At 62.0% G+C, this 17,153-nt stretch carries 17 protein-coding genes; 7 read left to right on the forward strand and 10 right to left on the reverse strand.

The genetic code is table 11. From position 1 onward, the window contains the following. Positions 1–297: 297 nt before the first annotated feature. Complete coding sequence (locus R8871_RS08795; RefSeq protein ID WP_175050079.1) at positions 298–600, forward strand: ArsR/SmtB family transcription factor; 303 nt, start codon at positions 298–300, stop codon at positions 598–600. 95 nt (positions 601–695) lie between these two features. Further along, on the forward strand, positions 696–1,757 hold the full coding sequence (locus R8871_RS08800; RefSeq protein ID WP_175050080.1) for an alkene reductase: 1,062 nt from the start codon (positions 696–698) through the stop codon (positions 1,755–1,757). 20 nt (positions 1,758–1,777) lie between these two features. On the opposite strand, the gene R8871_RS08805 is transcribed toward R8871_RS08800, so the two are convergent. Further along, the gene (locus R8871_RS08805; protein ID WP_175050081.1) at positions 1,778–2,305 is read right to left on the reverse strand and encodes a GNAT family N-acetyltransferase; all 528 of its coding nucleotides are present in this window, start codon (positions 2,303–2,305) and stop codon (positions 1,778–1,780) included. A 135-nt stretch (positions 2,306–2,440) separates the two neighbouring features. On the opposite strand from R8871_RS08805, the gene R8871_RS08810 reads away from it, so the two are divergent. Together R8871_RS08810 and R8871_RS08815 are read left to right on the forward strand one after the other, a co-directional pair. Beyond that, positions 2,441–3,088: a VTT domain-containing protein gene (locus R8871_RS08810; protein WP_175050082.1), complete on the forward strand. Its 648-nt coding sequence runs from the start codon at positions 2,441–2,443 to the stop codon at positions 3,086–3,088. Between the two features lie 41 nt (positions 3,089–3,129). Further along, positions 3,130–3,741, forward strand: coding sequence for a LysE family translocator (locus tag R8871_RS08815; protein WP_175050083.1), 612 nt, complete (start codon positions 3,130–3,132; stop codon positions 3,739–3,741). 26 nt (positions 3,742–3,767) lie between these two features. On the opposite strand, the gene R8871_RS08820 is transcribed toward R8871_RS08815, so the two are convergent. The 5 genes from R8871_RS08820 to R8871_RS08840 all read right to left on the reverse strand — a co-directional run bounded on the left by R8871_RS08820 (position 3,768) and on the right by R8871_RS08840 (position 7,964). Then, positions 3,768–4,274: an SRPBCC domain-containing protein gene (locus tag R8871_RS08820; protein WP_175050084.1), complete on the reverse strand. Its 507-nt coding sequence runs from the start codon at positions 4,272–4,274 to the stop codon at positions 3,768–3,770. Beyond that, on the reverse strand, positions 4,271–4,609 hold the full coding sequence (locus R8871_RS08825) for an ArsR/SmtB family transcription factor (protein WP_175050085.1): 339 nt from the start codon (positions 4,607–4,609) through the stop codon (positions 4,271–4,273). Before R8871_RS08825 ends, R8871_RS08820 begins: the two co-directional genes overlap by 4 nt. A 3-nt stretch (positions 4,610–4,612) precedes the next feature. Next, positions 4,613–5,074, reverse strand: coding sequence for a VOC family protein (locus R8871_RS08830; protein ID WP_175050086.1), 462 nt, complete (start codon positions 5,072–5,074; stop codon positions 4,613–4,615). A 139-nt stretch (positions 5,075–5,213) separates the two neighbouring features. Next, entirely contained in the window at positions 5,214–6,965 is a 1,752-nt protein-coding gene (locus tag R8871_RS08835) for an IlvD/Edd family dehydratase (protein WP_175050087.1), read from the reverse strand. 48 nt (positions 6,966–7,013) lie between these two features. Continuing rightward, positions 7,014–7,964 carry a GlxA family transcriptional regulator gene (locus R8871_RS08840; RefSeq protein WP_175050088.1) on the reverse strand — a complete coding sequence of 317 codons (951 nt, stop codon included), beginning with the start codon at positions 7,962–7,964 and terminating at the stop codon, positions 7,014–7,016. Positions 7,965–8,186: 222 nt separating this feature from the next. Between R8871_RS08840 and R8871_RS08845 the strand changes: the two genes are divergently transcribed. Together R8871_RS08845 and R8871_RS08850 are read left to right on the forward strand one after the other, a co-directional pair. Then, the gene (locus R8871_RS08845) at positions 8,187–9,476 is read left to right on the forward strand and encodes an epoxide hydrolase family protein (protein ID WP_175050089.1); all 1,290 of its coding nucleotides are present in this window, start codon (positions 8,187–8,189) and stop codon (positions 9,474–9,476) included. A gap of 232 nt (positions 9,477–9,708) precedes the next feature. Beyond that, the gene (locus tag R8871_RS08850) at positions 9,709–10,758 is read left to right on the forward strand and encodes an alpha/beta fold hydrolase (protein WP_281370230.1); all 1,050 of its coding nucleotides are present in this window, start codon (positions 9,709–9,711) and stop codon (positions 10,756–10,758) included. A gap of 118 nt (positions 10,759–10,876) precedes the next feature. Here R8871_RS08850 and R8871_RS08855 read toward each other — a convergent pair whose 3' ends face one another. Next, positions 10,877–11,788: an NAD(P)-dependent oxidoreductase gene (locus R8871_RS08855; RefSeq protein ID WP_175050091.1), complete on the reverse strand. Its 912-nt coding sequence runs from the start codon at positions 11,786–11,788 to the stop codon at positions 10,877–10,879. A 289-nt stretch (positions 11,789–12,077) separates the two neighbouring features. Between R8871_RS08855 and R8871_RS08860 the strand changes: the two genes are divergently transcribed. Beyond that, entirely contained in the window at positions 12,078–12,398 is a 321-nt protein-coding gene (locus tag R8871_RS08860; RefSeq protein ID WP_175050092.1) for a 3-phosphoglycerate dehydrogenase, read from the forward strand. A gap of 5 nt (positions 12,399–12,403) precedes the next feature. On the opposite strand, the gene R8871_RS08865 is transcribed toward R8871_RS08860, so the two are convergent. From R8871_RS08865 to sauS, 3 genes are all read right to left on the reverse strand, one after another. Beyond that, a complete protein-coding gene (locus tag R8871_RS08865; protein WP_175050093.1) occupies positions 12,404–13,786 on the reverse strand; it encodes an MFS transporter in 1,383 nt (460 codons plus the stop codon). Between the two features lie 155 nt (positions 13,787–13,941). Further along, the gene (locus R8871_RS08870; protein ID WP_175050094.1) at positions 13,942–15,618 is read right to left on the reverse strand and encodes an AMP-binding protein; all 1,677 of its coding nucleotides are present in this window, start codon (positions 15,616–15,618) and stop codon (positions 13,942–13,944) included. Then, entirely contained in the window at positions 15,615–17,060 is a 1,446-nt protein-coding gene (gene sauS, locus R8871_RS08875; RefSeq protein WP_175050095.1) for an acylating sulfoacetaldehyde dehydrogenase, read from the reverse strand. Before sauS ends, R8871_RS08870 begins: the two co-directional genes overlap by 4 nt. Between the last annotated feature and the right edge of the window lie 93 nt (positions 17,061–17,153).

Here is a 17,153-nt window from a genome sequence, read left to right on the forward strand (position 1 = left end):
CGGCCATCAACAGAATGCGATTTTTGCAATGCTATTGATAGATCGTAACTATAACGTGACAGATGCCTTTCATATTTACCGTTATGTCCGCCTTCCCGTGCCGTGGAAGCGCAGGTTCATTGGTGCCGACATCTATCGACCCCATAGACAGTAGTGGCTTCAAGCATATCGTTAAATTCCGATATATGATTCGTCTTGTAGCGATGCAGATGCATGGCCACCAACCTGCGCCATGTCTGCCTGTCGTTGACGATCTGAAGTTGACGATTTGAAGTTGATGCCCTGAAACCGACCCACATGACGCTCGATATCGACGCGATTCACAAAGCGCTTGCCAACCCCGTAAGGCGGGAGATCCTCGGCTGGCTGCGCGAGCCGTATGCGCATTTCTCCGACCAGGAGCTACCGCTCGATCACGGCGTGTGCGCGGGCAAGATCGACGCGCACTGCGGCCTGTCGCAGTCCACCGTGTCGGCGCACCTTGCCGCGTTGCAGCGCGCCGGTCTCGTTACGTCGAAGCGGGTTGGCCAATGGGTATTTTTCAAACGCAACGAGGCCGTCATTCAGGCTTTTCTCGAGCACATGAACACGGATCTCTGAGCGCTTCATCCGCATCGCCGCGTTTTTTTCGCTTATTTCATCATGCAGTTTTTTTAAGGCCCGGGCCACGCGCCCGCCACCTAAGGTGAACTCATATGCCGACTCTTTTTGACCCGCTCCAGATTGGCGACATCACGTTGTCGAACCGCATCATCATGGCGCCGCTCACGCGCCAACGCGCTGAAGAAATCCGCGTGCCGAACGCGTTGATGGCGAAGTACTACGCCGAACGCGCCACGGCAGGCCTGATCATCAGCGAAGCCACGTCCGTCACGCCGCAAGGCGTCGGTTACGCCGACACCCCGGGCATCTGGTCGCAGGAGCAGGTGGAAGGCTGGAAGATCGTCACGAACGCCGTGCACGCAGCCGGCGGCAAAATTTTCCTGCAGCTGTGGCACGTCGGCCGTATTTCGGACCCGCTGTTCCTCAATGGCGAACTGCCGGTTGCGCCTAGCGCCATCCCGGCGCAAGGCCACGTGAGCCTGGTGCGTCCGGAGCGTCCGTACGTGACGCCGCGCGCACTCGAACTCGACGAAATCGCCGGCGTGGTCGAAGCGTTCCGCAAGGGCGCCGAAAACGCGAAGGCAGCAGGTTTCGACGGTGTGGAAGTGCACGGCGCGAACGGCTATCTGCTCGACCAGTTTCTGCAGGACAGCACCAACAAGCGTACCGACGCCTACGGCGGCCCGCTCGAAAACCGCGCCCGCCTGCTGCTCGAAATCACGGACGCCTGTATCGACGTCTGGGGCGCGAACCGTGTCGGCGTGCACCTCGCACCGCGTCGCGACTCGCACAACATGGGCGATTCGGATCCGGCAGCGACTTTCGGTTACGTGGCGCGCGAACTCGGCAAGCGCAAGATCGCGTTCATCGCCGCCCGCGAAGCTCTCGGCGACGACCGCCTCGGCCCGCAACTGAAGAAGGCATTCGGCGGCCCGTACATCGCGAACGAAAAGTTCACCAAGGAAACCGCGCAGCACGTGCTCGACGCGGGTGAAGCAGACGCAGTGGCCTGGGGTCAACTGTTCATCGCGAATCCGGATCTGGTGCGCCGCTTCGAGACGAATGCGCCGCTGAACAAGCCGAATCCGGCCACGTACTATGCACGTGGCGAAACCGGCTACGTGGACTACCCGACGCTGGAAGCAGTGGAATAAGACGTTCGGTTCATGCGGCGTTACGCAAGGTCACGCCGCATGAACACGCGTTTCGATTCGTCGAGTCCGCGCGCGATGTGCGCATCGCGCCGGGCGATCAGTGCCGCATCCAGATCGGCCGCCTCGATATCGCGAAAGCCGAGCCGCCGATAGTACGGCGCATTCCACGGCACCTCGCGAAACGTCGACAAAATGAGTTGCGTTATCTGTTGCGCACGCGCGAGTTGCGCGACCTGATCGATCAACGCCGCGCCAATGCGTTGCCCGGCATGTGAACTCAGCACGTCCAGCTCCTGCACGTAAAAACGCGCGGACTGCGGCTCGAACATCACAAATCCCACACACGTCTCATCAGTTTCCACGGCGACGATAATCTGCTGCGCGTCGATCTTGCGTTGGACAAGTTCCAGCTCCATCGGTGGTGCATCGGCGATACCCGTCATGCCGACGCTGACAAAGCGCTGGCCGGCCTCGAATTCGATCGTACGGATAGTGTCCGCTTCGTGCGGTGCGGCAAGGCGGAACGTGAGGTTGGAAGCGTGTTGCATAGGGGTTTCTTGGTTTTTTTCGGGCGTGGTTCTGGAAGACACGCCCCGATATTGACATCAGCACCGAGAAATAAACAAGTGCCCGCGCCGCGACGGGACTAAAATTCCGAACACCCAAATCCCTTTCGAACCACGATGGATCTCATGCATGTGCTGCAGGTCGCCCTGCACTTCGACCAGCACCTCAGCGGTTTGATCGTGCAATACGGCACGGCCGTCTACGCGATGCTGTTTCTCGTCGTGTTCGTCGAAATCGGTTTCCTGCCGCTCTTCTTTTTGCCTGGCGATCCGCTGATCTTCATCTGTGGCGGTCTCGCCGCCACCGGCGCGCTGAACGTCTGGATCGTCGTCCCTGTGCTGTTCGCCGCCACAGTGGCCGGCAGCATCGTCGACTACGCGATCGGCCGCGCCATCGGCGAAAAGGTCTATACCGCCGACTACCGCTGGCTCGACAAGAACGCACTGCGCAAAGCACACGCGTTTTACGAAGCGCGCGGCGGCCTGACCTTTCTGCTGTCGCCGTTCATTGCTGTCGTGCGCACGTTCGCGCCGTTTGTCGCCGGCGTTTCACGCATGACGTTTGCACGCTTCGTGTCGTTCGTCACCGCCGGCGCGGCGCTGTGGATCGTATCGCTGGTGGCGGCCGGCTATCTGTTCGGCAACGTGCCGCTGGTGCGCGATCATATGAGTTCGATCGTGCTGCTGGGCGTCTCGCTCGGTGTCGGATCGCTGCTGGTGAGCGCCGCGTGGCGCTTCGTCAACCGGAGGTTGCGCGCTCATTAAGCCGGAGGTTGCGCGCACACTGAATTTCGTGGAGAAACGTGATGTCGCTATCTGCTTTGCTCGTCTTCGCGCTTGCACTGATCATCGCCGCCGGCACACCCGGCCCCAGCGTTGCCGCGCTGGTCGCGCGCGTGCTGACCAACGGCTTTCGCGACGTATTGCCGTTTCTCGCCGCGATGTGGTTGGGCGAAGCATTGTGGCTCACCTGCGCGGTAGCCGGCCTGGCGGTGATCGCGCGCAGCTTCGGCATGGTGTTCATCGCGCTGAAATTTGTCGGCGTCGCCTATCTGCTGTTCCTTGCCTGGAAGATGTGGCGCGCACCGGCCGACGTACAAGGCAGCGACCTGCCGAGCGGCCAGTCGCCGTGGCGCATGTTCATCGCCGGCATGCTGGTGACGCTCGGCAACCCGAAGATCATGATGTTCTACCTCGCATTGCTGCCGACCATCATCGATCTGTCGCGCATCGGCACCGTCGCTTGGTTCGAACTCACGCTCACCATGCTGATCGTGCTGATGGCCGTCGACTTCGGTTGGGCGCTGCTCGCCACGCGCGCGCGCAAGTTGCTGAGCACGCGCCGCGCGGTGAAGTTCACCAACCGCGCCAGCGCTACGGTTATGGCCGGTGTTGCCGCCGCGATCGCCACACGCTGACGAGAACGTACGACGCACGCCGCAATTCACCCCGGTGGCGCAGCCGATTGCACTTCAGCCCGTAGCGAAGCCAGCAACACCTGCCACCATTCGCCGTGCCGCAACAGAAACACGCGCTCGGGGAAATGGTGGCGCGCGACATGCTCCTGCGGCACCGTATCCCAGCCACGATGCTCCACCGTCACGCGTGTTTCGTCGCCCACCGCTTCGAAACGCACTTCGACCTGCGTGTGCTGCGCGTCAGTGAAACTTGCTTGACGCCAGCCGAATGCCAAACGTTCGCCCGGCTCCCAGACCGTCACGCAGCCGATCTCGAACACGCTGCCGTCCGGCTGCGTTTCGATCAGGCGGACGCACTCGCGAGGCGTGTGAGGCGCCGCAACCTGTTCGAACGACAGCACACCCGCGCCTTGCGACGTGAACTGAAACAGACCATTCGGACGCCACCATCTGCCGATCTCACGCGTGAACACTTCGAACGCGCGTTTGGGCGTTGCCGCGACGCGTAACGACACCTGCACACGCGAACTCATTCCTGCTGCTCCAGATGCGCCTTGAACGACAGCAATTGCTCGGACCATAAGGCTTCGGTCTGTTCGAGCCATGCCTTCAACTCGCTCATCGGCTCCGACCTCAGCACGTAGAGACGCACGCGCGCGTCGACGCCGTCGTGCGATTCTTCGATCAGTTCGCTCGAGCGCAGCACACGCAAATGCCGGCTCATCGCCTGCGGCGAAAGACTGGTGGCTTGCGCAAGTTCGCCCGCGCGCATCGGTTGCTGGCTGAGCAGATCGACCACCTGACGCCGGTTCGGATCGGCCAGTGCAGCCAGAGTGCGGTCGAGCGAGACGCTGGCTGGCAGTCCCATCGCTTAAACCCATCCTTCGATCTTCAGACCGCTAACGCGCTCCGCTTCCTCGCGCGACACCTCGCGAACTGTCTGCCCGAAACTCCACACATGCCCTTCCGGATCGCGCGCAGCATAGACGCGATCACCATAGAACTGATCCGCGGGCTCGCGCGTGATCACAGCACCCACGGCACGCGCGTGGGCGCAATGTTCGTCGATCCCCTCGCGCAATTGCACGTGCACCGATTGCGTATTCTTGCCGCCGATCGAAGCCGGACTCGCCGCGTCTTCCGACCATTCGCGGCAGATCATCACGTAGCTGTCGCCGAAACGCATTTCAGAATGACCCAGCTGGCCATCGCTATCCGTGACCACCAGTTGACGCTCGAAGCCGAACGCTTTTTCGAGCCAGTCGAGCGCGGCAAACGGGTCCTTGTAGTACACCGACGCACCCAGCGAAGGACGATGAAACGGCTCGCTCATGATTGCCTCCTTTTATAAACCTTTCGGTTGATATTTAACATTATAGTTAAACAAATTGGAAAGACAAGGAAGGCGTATTCGTGTTGGTCTTGACGGTGCTCCCCAGACAAAATCTGGATCGCGGCACCTTATGCAGCCGCTATCCCTTCGGCGTCGTGTCGAGAATCCTCGCCGCGCGCAAGAAATCGAAATCCACGCCCTTATCGGCCTGCAGCACCGTATCGAGGAACAGTTTCCGATACCCGCGTTCAGCCGTCGGTATTTCCACAGGCGCAGCGGCCGCGCGGCGCGCCAGTTCGGAGTCCGACACGAGCAGCGTGATTTCACGAGCAACTACGCTAAGCCGGATACGATCGCCGTTCTGAACGTAAGCCAGCGGTCCACCGATGGCCGCCTCAGGCGTCACGTGCAACACGATGGTGCCGAACGCGGTGCCACTCATGCGTCCGTCAGAAATGCGCACCATGTCCTTGACGCCGGCACGCGCCAGCTTTTTCGGAATCGGAATGTAGCCGGCCTCAGGCATTCCCGGCGCGCCTTTTGGACCGATGTTCTTCAGTACCAGAATATCGTCGGCCGTGACGTCGAGGTCGTCCGAATCGATCCGCTCTGCCATGTCCTGCCCGTTCTCGAACACCACGGCGCGCCCCTCGTGCTGCATGAGCTTGGCATCGGCGGCGGATTGCTTGATGATCGCGCCGCCGGGTGCGAGGTTGCCGTGCAAGACGGCAATGCCGCCTTGCGGATAGATCGGATCGGCGATCGTGCGCACCACGTCCTGTTCAAAGCCGGGACCGGCCAGTTCCATCTCTTCACCCAAAGTACGCCCAGTGACGGTCATCGCGTCGAGCTTGAGCAGCGGCTTGAGTTCGCGCAGTAATGTCGCCATGCCGCCGGCGTGGTGAAAGTCTTCCATGTAATGCTGGCCGGACGGTTTCAGGTCCAGCAACACCGGCGTTTCGCGCCCCATGCGATCCAGCGCCTTCAGATCGACATCCAGTCCCATGCGTCCAGCGATCGCGGTCAGGTGCACGATGCCATTGGTCGAGCCACCAATCGCCAGTAACACGCGGATGGCGTTCTCGAATGCATCGGCGGTCAGGATCTTGTCGATCGTCAGGCCGCTGCGTGCCATGCGCACGGCCTCGGCGCCGGTCTCCTCTGCGATACGGATACGATCGGCCGTCACGGCCGGCGGGGACGCGCCGCCCGGCACTGTCATCCCCAATGCTTCGGCTACGCACGCCATGGTGCTGGCCGTGCCCATCACCGAACAGGTGCCGACGCTGGCCACCAGTTGATTGTTCACAGCGGCAATTTCCGCGCTATCGATCTCTTCTGCGCGGAATTTGCCCCAGTAGCGGCGGCAATCGGTGCACGCACCCACGCGCTCGCCGCGATGCGAGCCGGTCAGCATGGAGCCTGTGATCAACTGGATGGCGGGAATATTCGCCGATGCCGCGCCCATCAACTGCGCCGGCACCGTCTTGTCGCAGCCCCCGATCAGCACGACCGCGTCCATCGGCTGGGCGCGGATCATCTCCTCGGTATCCATCGACATCAGGTTGCGCAGGTACATGCTGGTCGGCTGCGAAAAACTCTCGTGGATGGAAATGGTGGGGAAATCCATCGGTAAGCCGCCGGCCAGCATCACGCCGCGCTTGACTGCTTCGATCAATTGCGGCGCGTTGCCGTGGCACGGGTTGTAGGCGCTGCCGGTGTTGCAGATGCCGACTACCGGTCGATCCAGTGCGTCGTCGGTATAGCCCGCGCCTTTGATGAAAGCCTTGCGCAAAAACAGGGAGAAGCCGCTGTCACCATAGTTGGTGAGACCTTTGCGGATCCCGGTTGCAGGTGCATCGGGCGAGTCGTCTGGTTTGGTCTTGGACATTGAGAAACCCGGCGTAAGGTGACAGGTGAACGTAGGAAGAAGAAGGTCTCACGGCGCGCCCGTCGCCGTGCGTGCGTTGCGACGAAATGCTTGCGGCGGTTGCCCGAATACCCGCAGAAATACTTCCCGCATTCTCCTCGGATCGGAGAACCCGGTCGCGCTGGCGACCTGATCGATCGTGTGCCGGCTTTCCTCGAGCATCAGGCGCGCAGTTTCAATGCGCAGCCGCTCGACGGCCTTTGCAGGAGTCTGCCCAGTCTCCGCACGAAACGCGCGGCTAAATTGACGCGGACTCAAACGCGCGACATCCGCCAATTGCTCGACCGAAAGTGGTTCGTTGAGATTCTTTTTCGCATACGTCAGCGCGGATTGAATGCGATCGGACTTTGGCTCGAGTTCGAGCAGCGCTGAGTGCTGCGACTGTCCGCCGGAACGCCAATGATAGACAACAAGCTTTCGCGCGACCGACCGCGCGACCGTGGCGCCAAGGTCCTTCTCCACCAACGCGAGTGCGAGATCGATGCCCGCTGTCATGCCGGCCGAAGTCCAGATCGGCCCGTCCGCAATGAAGATCCGATCCTCGTCCACCGTAACAGAGGGAAAGCGGGTGCGTAGATCGTGAGCATAGTGCCAGTGCGTGGTTGCACGGCGGCCGTCGAGCAAGCCGGCCTCAGCGAGCACGAACGCGCCTGTGCACATCGATGCGGTGCGCCGTGCAGTCTCGGCGCTGCGACGCACGTATGCGAGCACACCTGGCGGCGGTACGACGGTGATGGGATTGCTTCCGGCGAAGATGACCGTGTCGAATACGCGATCGTCGATCGCCTCGGTCAAGACCATCAAACCGCTCGAGGCGCGCACCAGGCCGCCTGCTTCGGAAACGTAGAGCGTCTTATAGAACGGTTCACCGAACGCCACGTTTGCGAACTCGAACACCGATTCCGCAACGAGCGCCATGGAATAGAAGCCGTCGAACACCACAAACGCAACTGTCGGCACGGCTACCTCCTGAACTGATACGTCCTGAAAGTGTAGTTTATACGTCCTTTGAGCCATCACCAATTGACCGTATAAATATCGGTAAGGAGCACGGATCGCGTTACGCGGACGCGCTGTACGCACACCGCACCGGTTGCGACACGATCTCGCTGGCCTTCCATTTGATCAGATTTATATCTTCCATTTAATTAGGCATACGTAAATATGTTTTCCATTTCATCCATGCGTCGACTCGCATTCGGCTCATTGAAGGCGCGCGCGTTTAGCTTGAGCTTTCTTACTGCAGCCGCTTTTGCGCCACCTCTCCTCGCTGCTGACGAATTGCCCGTACCCGCATCGACCGGCGATACAGCGATCCGCCCATTCCACGCCCATTTTTCCGATGCCCAACTCTCCGATCTGCGCAAACGCATCGCGGCGACCCGCTGGCCGGACAAGGAGACGGTCGACGACCGATCTCAAGGCGCGCAACTCGCCAGGCTTAAGGAGCTCGTGAACTACTGGGGCACGGACTACGACTGGCGCGAGGCCGAGGCGAGGCTCAATGCCCTGCCGCAATACGTCACCACAATCGATGGCGTCGATATTCACTTCATCTGGGTGCGCTCACGCAATCCGAACGCGCTGCCGATGATCATGACCCATGGCTGGCCCGGCTCGGTATTCGAGGAACTGAAAGTCATCGGGCCGCTCACCGATCCAGTCGCGTATGGCGGGCGCGCGGAAGATTCCTTCGACCTGGTCCTGCCTTCGATGCCCGGATACGGGTTCTCAGGCAAGCCCAAGGGCACGGGGTGGACGCCTGACCATATCGCCCGCGCCTGGGAGGAACTGATGCGCCGCCTCGGCTACCAGCACTACGTCGCGCAGGGCGGCGACTGGGGCTCCGTGATCGCCGACAAAATGGCCGCCCAGAAACCACCCGGACTGCTCGGCATTCACGTCAACATGCCGGCGACAGTACCGCCGGAGGTGGCGAACTCGCTGAAAGCGGGCAATCCACCGCCGGCCGGCCTCTCCGACAAGGAGAAAGCCGCGTACAAGTCGCTTGATAACCTCTATACGCGCGGCGGCGGTTACGCAGCGATGATGGTCACGCGCCCACAGACGGTGGGTTACGCGCTCGCGGATTCTCCAGTCGGCCAGGCAGCATGGATGTACGACAAATTTGCGGACTGGACCTACAGCGGCGGCGATCCCGAACGCTCGCTGACCAGGGACGAGATGCTCGACGACATCACGCTGTACTGGCTGACCAACACGTCGACATCCGCGGCGCAGCTCTACTGGGAAAACAATGCGAACAACTTCAACGCCGTCGATATCTCAATCCCTGCGGCAGTGACGGTCTTCCCCGGCGAGATCTATCAGGCGCCTCGCAGCTGGACCGAACGCAGCTACCACAAGCTCATCTACTTCAATGAAGTGAACAAGGGCGGCCACTTTGCGGCCTGGGAACAGCCACAACTTTTCTCGGAAGAACTCAGGGCGTCTTTCAGGTCCTTGCGTTGAATGACGCGAATCCATTCACGCATGAAGACCATTCATCTCGAGAGCAATCGATGAAGACGACTGGCAACATCATTTTCATTGCCGGACGGCGACGCACGAACCTCGACGAGAATGCACGACCGACGCGCAATAACATCGGTCCGAATGAATCGGCTTTCGTAACGCAGTTCAACGACAGGTTCAAAAGCCGATTCGTTGTTCGATCACCCTGATCATGAAGAGGAGAGTACTGGTGTCGAATGAGATCAACAGCCGTCGCCGACGCTTTCTTGGGACGGCCGCCGTCGGCGTCGGCGTGCTGGAACTGTCCTTGAGCGGGTTCGCGCACCCGCAGTCCGCGGAAGGAGGCGCGAATCCACGTGCAAACGCCGCAGCATCGAAGGTATCGTTCACCGGGATCAAGCAGATCGATGCTGGTGTCCTGAACGTCGGCTATGCGGAGGTCGGCCCTGGCAACGGGCCAGTTGTGATCCTGCTCCACGGCTGGCCTTATGACATCCACAGCTTCGCCGATGTCGCGCATCGGCTCGCTGCCGCGGGCCATAGGGTGATCGTTCCGTACTTGCGTGGCTATGGGACCACGCGGTTTCTTGCCGGCGAAACGGTCCGCAATGGCCAGCAGTCGGTGCTCGCCGTCGATGTCATCGCGCTGATGGATGCGCTGAAGATCCAACAGGCGATCATCGGTGGATTCGACTGGGGCGCGCGCACGGCCAATGTCGTCGCAGCGCTGTGGCCGGAGCGCTGCAAGGCATTGGTGTCGGTGAGCGGCTATCTGATCGGCAGCCAGGCGGGCAGCAAGGCGCCCTTGCAGCCCAAGGCGGAGCTCGCGTGGTGGTACCAGTTCTACTTCGCCACTGAGCGGGGTAGGCAGGGTTACGAAGCCAATCGGGACGGCTTCGCGAAGCTCATCTGGCAACTTGCGTCGCCGAAATGGCGCTTCGACGACGCGACGTTCGAACGATCCGCAAACGCCTTCCAGAACCCGGACCACGTTGCGATCGTGATCGACAACTACCGCTGGCGATTGAGTCTCTCAGATGGCGAGCCGCAGTACGCCGATCTGGAAAGGCGTCTTGCGGCCGCGCCGATCATCACCGTGCCGACGATTACCCTTGAAGGCGACGCGAACGGCGCGCCTCATCCAGAGCCCACGGCTTATGCGAAGAAGTTTGTCAGCAGATATGCGCACCGCACCATCACAGGTGGAATCGGTCACAATCTGCCGCAGGAAGCCCCCAAGGCCTTTGCGAACGCTGTGATCGAGGTTGCCAGTTATTGAATGTGGCGAACGGCGTCGTGAAGCGCCAGGTCGCTCGACGGCTTCGGCGCCCGTGGCAGATTCCGGAAGCGCTTTCGCCCGGCACCGCAACGTGCCGTACCGGGACACTCAAGCTGATTCAAGCGGACGCACCCTTTGTGCTCTCCCTCGCCTCGGTGCGCGCCTCGATCGCGTGCACGACGGCCACCATATCGGCCTGACCGTGACCCAACTCAACGGTCTCGGTGTACAGGTCAAAGCAGACATCCAGCAACGGCGACGCAAGATTCGCATGGCGCGCCGCCTCGGCCGCGAGCCGGTTATTCTTCAGCACGTCGACAATCGAGGCCTGCACGGTGAAATCCTCGTTCACGAGCTTGTCGACTTTCACGCGGGATACGTTGCTCGCCATCGGGCCCGCGTCGAGCACAGCCTGAAATTGCTTCATGTCGAGCCCGTAGCGCCGCGCAAGATGCGCCGCCTCGGCCAGCGCGGTCACCATCGGAATCAGGAACGTGTTGATCGACAGCTTCATCAGAAGCCCCGCCGGCACCGCGCCGCAGATCACCGTCTCGTGGCACATCGGCTTGAGGAGCGGACGCACTTCGTCGACGGCCGCCGGCTCGCCCGCCAGCATCGCCACCAGTTGCCCCGCTTCGGCCGGCTTGCGTGAACCCGAGACGGGCGCCTCGACGTACTGCCCGCCTGCCGCGCGGATGTCGGCTTCGAGCTCGCGCGAATAGTCGGCCGATGTCGTCCCCATGTGCACGATGATGTGCTGCTCGACGTTCGTTGCGAAGTCCGCGGTGTGGCGACCGAGCACAGCGTCGAGCGCCGTGTCGGTCGCCATCATCAGGATCACAATGCGGGCCTGCCGGAAGACCTCGCAGGCGCTGTCCGCAACCTGAGCGCCTGCGTCGCGCAACGCGGCGCAACGGTCCGGCGTGCGGTTCCACACGACCAGTGGCGTGCCGTCGCGCGCGAGGTTGAGCGCCATGGGCTGCCCCATCACGCCGAGGCCGATGAATCCTGTTTTCATGGGTGTCTCCATGTCTTATCCGTTTGTCTTATCCGTTGCTTGTGGCCACGGTTCGGTGGATCGGGTGCAGGTATGCACGCAGGACGATGAGGCGGCGGCTTTGCCACCGCGACGCTCCCCCGAACAGAATCGATCGGGCCGGGCGACGCCGCTTAGTCTATCCAAATTGCCGCGATTACGCCCGCCCACCAAGGCGCCGTCGATTTTCATAAGAAAAATGCAGCAATGCCGTAAATATTTTCATTTTACTGTTTGCGGCACGGCGCTCAGGATGAGGGCATAGCAAGGAGACGGAGCCGCCATGGACCCCACAATTCCCGACAACAACCCAGACACGCCGCACGGCGTGAACATGCACGATCCCATCGAACCGCTGATTCTCGACCTGCTGGAATGGATTGGACCGGGCGCCCGGCCCTACAGCGAAGCAATCGAAGTCTGGCGCACTTCCTGCCCGCGATTGCCGATCTGGGAAGATGCCTTCGCGCGCGGCTATCTCACGCGGACCCACTCACCCGGCAGCGTAGCCGAAGTGGCGCTCAGCGAAGCCGGCGCCGCCTATCTGCGCGCGAGCCGCGGTATGCCGGGGGCGGAGCCGCCTACGCTCCGCCCACTCACCTGAATGCCTTATCTCCACCAGCGCAGCGGACGGCGCAGATGATGCCGCTCCAGCCGCACCGCGGCGCCCGCCTGCATAAACGCGGGCATGCCGTCCAGCGGCCTGCCTTCGAGCCGTTCGCGCTCCTCGTCGGCCTCGACGGTCCTCGCCGGATCGATGAAAAATGCGGCTACGATCCCCACCCCGAGCAAGCATGCGGAAATCGTGAACGGCACGTTATAACTGCCCGTCGTCTCGATCAGATAGCCGAACACGACGGGCGAGATCATGCCGGCGACGCCGAAGCCCGTGTTCATCATGCCGCCCGCTGTGCCCGCGTAGCGACCGCCGATGTCGAGCGGCAAAGTCCACAACACAGGATTCGTGATCTCGAGAAAGAAGAACGACGCCGACAGGTACAGCACCGCCATCAGTGGATTGGTCGCGGACACCATCGGCAGCAGGAACACGAGCGAGCCGCCCATGCCCACCACCAGCACGGCGCAGCGCGCAAAGCGCAGCCGGCCGGTACGCTTGTAAAGCCGGTCCGAAACGACACCGCCCAAGGTATCGCCGATCACGCCGGCGAGCAGCGGCAGCGCGGTGAACAGCGCCAATTGTTTGAGATCGAAGCCGCGAGCTTCCTTCAGGTACGAAGGTAACCAGGTTAGATAGACCCAAAGCAGCCAGCCGTAACAGAAGTCGACGAACGTGACGAGCCACATACGACGAATCAGCTTGCGCCACGGCGTGGCCGCACGTTTGGCGCGTTCGCAGTCGCCCGCGCGATAGCCGATCTCCGCCGTTTCCTCCGGCGTCACACGCCGGTTCTGCTCCGGCGAGTTCGTAAAGACGCAGAGGTACAGCACGGTCCACGCAAGACTCGCCACGCCGAGCAGAATGAACGCGTCGCGCCAGCCGCCCGCCACCACCACCGCGAGCACGAGCGGTGGTGTGACCGCGCCGCCGAGGCGGGCAAAGCTATGGGTGATGCCCTGAGCAAAGCCCCGTTCCGCCACCGGCATCCAGTAGGTAAAGGCACGCGTCGCCGTCGGAAACGCACCGCCCTCGCCGATGCCCAGCGCGAAGCGCAGCGCGACGAGCATTGCCACACTGCCGGCGAATCCGGTCGCGAGCGTCGCCGCCCCCCAGATCAGCGAGAGCACCGTCAGCACCAGCTTCGGCCCGTACTTGTCCGACAGCCAGCCGCCGATGACTTGCATGAACGCATACGGATAAGCAAAAGCCGAGAACACGAGGCCGAGCTGAACCGTCGTCAGACCCATTTCGTGCCGGATGATAGGACCGGCCACGGCAATATTCACACGGTCGATGTACGAGATGAAATACATCAGGCACATGACGGCCAGGATGATGTGGCGTGTCTTCACACGCCGCTTGTGCGTTTGCATGCTGTCTCCTGTTTCTCTTATGTGACGCCGGGGGCGTCTGTGATCGTTCGATCCGTACGTCGTACTGCTCCGCGCCGCGTGCGCCTCGACTCGCGCCCTCCTCTGCCTGCCGGCGCGCTCCGGGCATGCCGCCATGCATGCCGATACACGCGCCGTCAGGTAGGCACGAGCTTCAGGCGTTGCACCTTGCCCGACGGTCCCCGAGGCAGTTCCGCAATGAAGCGAAACTCCTTCGGTGTCTTGTAGCGGCCCAGTTCGCGCAGACAGTGTTCACGCAGATCCGCGATGTCGAGCGCGCCCGGCCCCTCTGCAATGCGAGGCACGATGAAGGCGACGATCTCCTGGCCGTAAGCGGTATCCGGCACGCCCACCACCGCCGCATCCAGCACGCCGGGATGTTTGAGCAACGCTTCATCGATCTCGCGCGGGGCGATGTTTTCGCCGCCCTTGATGATCAATTCCTTCGCACGGCCGTTGATGTAGAAATAACCGTCGCTGTCTCGATAGCCGAGGTCGCCGGTGCGCAGCCAGCCGTCGGCGGTGAAGGCCGCACGCGTTTCTCCCGCTCGCTTGTAATAGCCGCGCATGACCTGTTCGCCACGCAGCACCAGTTCGCCGCACTCGTCGGGCACGCATTCGCGGCCGTCACGGTCGATCACCTTCGCCTCGCCGCCTGACGGCAAGCCGATGCTGCCGATTCTTCGGCTTGCCGGGTCGTATGGATTGCTGAACATGGGGGCGGCGGTTTCGGTCATGCCCATCGTTTCGATGATGCCGATTCCAAAGCGCGCCTCGAACGCTCGGTGATGATCGGCAGGCAGCGCGGCCGACGCACTGCGGCAGAATCTCAGCGCGGACAGATCGACCGTGCACGGTTCGTCGTTATTGAGCAGATAAGCGACAATCGTCGGCACCACGTTGATCCATGTGCAACCGTGGCGCGCGACATCGCGCCAGTAGGTGCGTGCGGAGAATCGCGGCGCCATGACCACCGAGCCGCCATGAAAGAGCGGCGCAAGCAGCGTCACAACGAGACCATTGATGTGATAAAGCGGCAACGCGGCGAAGACCCGGTCGCCGGTGCCGAGCCGGTGTTCGAGCGAGATGTTGCGCGCATTGGCCAGCAGGTTTCGCTGGTCCAGCAGAACACCCTTTGGCGCACCGGTGGTGCCGGACGTATACATCAGCAACGCTACATCGCTTGCAGCCGGTTCGCCGCTTGACGGCGTTTCGGTATCCCAGGTGTCTGTATGTTTCGCGTGTGCCTCGTATGTCACACGTGACGCGCGCTGGGCCGGTTTAGTGTGCGCATCCATAGACATCGCCGTTTCCGCCAACACAGGTTCCACGGCGGTCGGCACCGGTGCAATAGCGGCATCGGGCGCCGTCTGCAACAACGCGATTTCGCGGGTCAATCCCTGCTCGCGCAACTCTGCAATCGCGCTTGCCATCGCCGCGTGCGTCTCGCCGGAAACGAAGACCATGCGGGTGTCCGAATGCTCCACGATATAGCGCAACTGCGACGGCTGGCACAACAGATTGAGCGGATTGGCGACGAGCCCGCTGTACATCGCCGCGAGCAGCAGCCTTGCCGTATGGATGCCGTTGCCCATGAAGACCGATACGACATCGCCGGCCTGCAAGCCTGCTTCATGAAAAACCGTCTCGAGCGCGCGGCAATCCTCGCGCAGTTTCGCGAAGGTCAGCACGTCGGGCCGCGGCGCAGCGCCCCCGTCTTCAGCACATTCAGGCGCCGCCAGCAAAAACGGCTTGTCGGGATACTGCGCGGCGCGCGCATCGATCAGCGCACGGATTGTGTGAGGCGTCGTCATTTGCCATACCTCACGAAGAAATCCCCGAGTACGTCGTCCAGTTCGGGGACGTGCTCTTCGATCGGGTAGGCCACGCGTGTGATGTTCAGGTACTGCTGAAAATTGAGGTTGCTCGAGAAATTGTTGCGCCCCCACGTTCCGCATCCCATCGAAAGCGAGAATGGCAAGCCGTTATCGAAGTTGCCGCCGGTCGCAAGGCAATGCGCCTGATTCACGATCACGCGCGCAACCGGCAGCGTCAAACCGAGCTGCTCCGCCTGGCCCGAATCGCTGGAATGCAGGCCGACCGAGTGTCCTGCACCCATGTAGCCGTAGATGCCGCGCACGATGTCGGCAGCAGCGTCGAAGTTCTCCGCGCGATAAACGGTCAGCACCGGCGCGAGCTTCTCGCCCGAGAAAGGATAGTCAGCGCCGAAGCCGGTTTCCTCCACCATCAGAAACGCGGGCTCACGTGCTGCGATGTCATCGAGGCCCGCCGCGCGTGCAATCGCGGTGGCCGAGCGCGCGGTGCAGTGTGCCGATAACTTGCCGTTCGACCACAGGGCGCCCTGCAATTGCGCCTTTTGCGCGGCGTCGAGCATCACGCCACCGCAGGCAGTCAGTTCGGCCAGCATGTCCGCGTACACCGCGTCTTCGATCACGACGCTGTTTTCGGATGAACAGCTCGTGGCGTTGTCGAACGTTTTCGAGCGCGCGATCTTGTGCGCTGCATCGTGTAAGTCGGCGGATGCAGTGACGATCGAAGCAACATTCCCCGCGCCCACGCCGAACGCGGGCGTCCCGCTGGCGTAGGCCATCCGCACATTCGCTTGCGAGCCAGTCGCCACAACCAGATCGCACTGCCGCATCAGTTCGCTAGTGGCCGCCTTGCTGATCGGCGCAGGCAACATCTGGACGAGGTCGGCCGCGAGCCCGACTCTGGCGAATTGCGCGTGAATGAATTCAATCAGCAGCGCGCACGACGAATAGCCTTTCGGAGAAGGCGCCACGATGACCGCATTGCCGCATTTGAGCGCGTTGACGATCTTGTTGATCGGCGTAGCCGCCGGATTGGTGGACGGCGTGATCGCCGCCACCACGCCGACCGCCCGCGCAATCTCGACGATGCCGGTGGCCTCATGACGCGCGATCACACCCGTGGTCTTCTGCCCGCGCAGATCGCGCAATAAGCCGAGCGTCTTGCGATAGTTCTTGCGGAACTTGTCGTCCGCGTTGCCGAGACCGGTGTCGCGCACCGCCAGTTCGGCAAGCTGGCGGTTGCGGGCGGGCTCCATGATCGCCCACGCGGCGGCGTCGGCGGCGGCATCGAGCACGTCCTGACCCGCGACCTCAAATCCGCGTTGCGCGGCTCGCGCACGCGCAACCAGTGACGCGACGACGCGTTCGACTTCGCTATGTGCGTTAGCGTGCGTCGCTTCCGCTTCTGTGGCCCTAACGTTCATACGGTTCACTCCGGACTGAAAAGATTGGCGTTGGTACCAATCTAGTGAGCCGTACCTGCTTCGGAGTCCCGTTTTTTGAACTATCCCTTGCGC

It is taken from the genome of Paraburkholderia sediminicola (assembly GCF_902859805.1).
GTDB lineage: Bacteria > Pseudomonadota > Gammaproteobacteria > Burkholderiales > Burkholderiaceae > Paraburkholderia > Paraburkholderia sediminicola.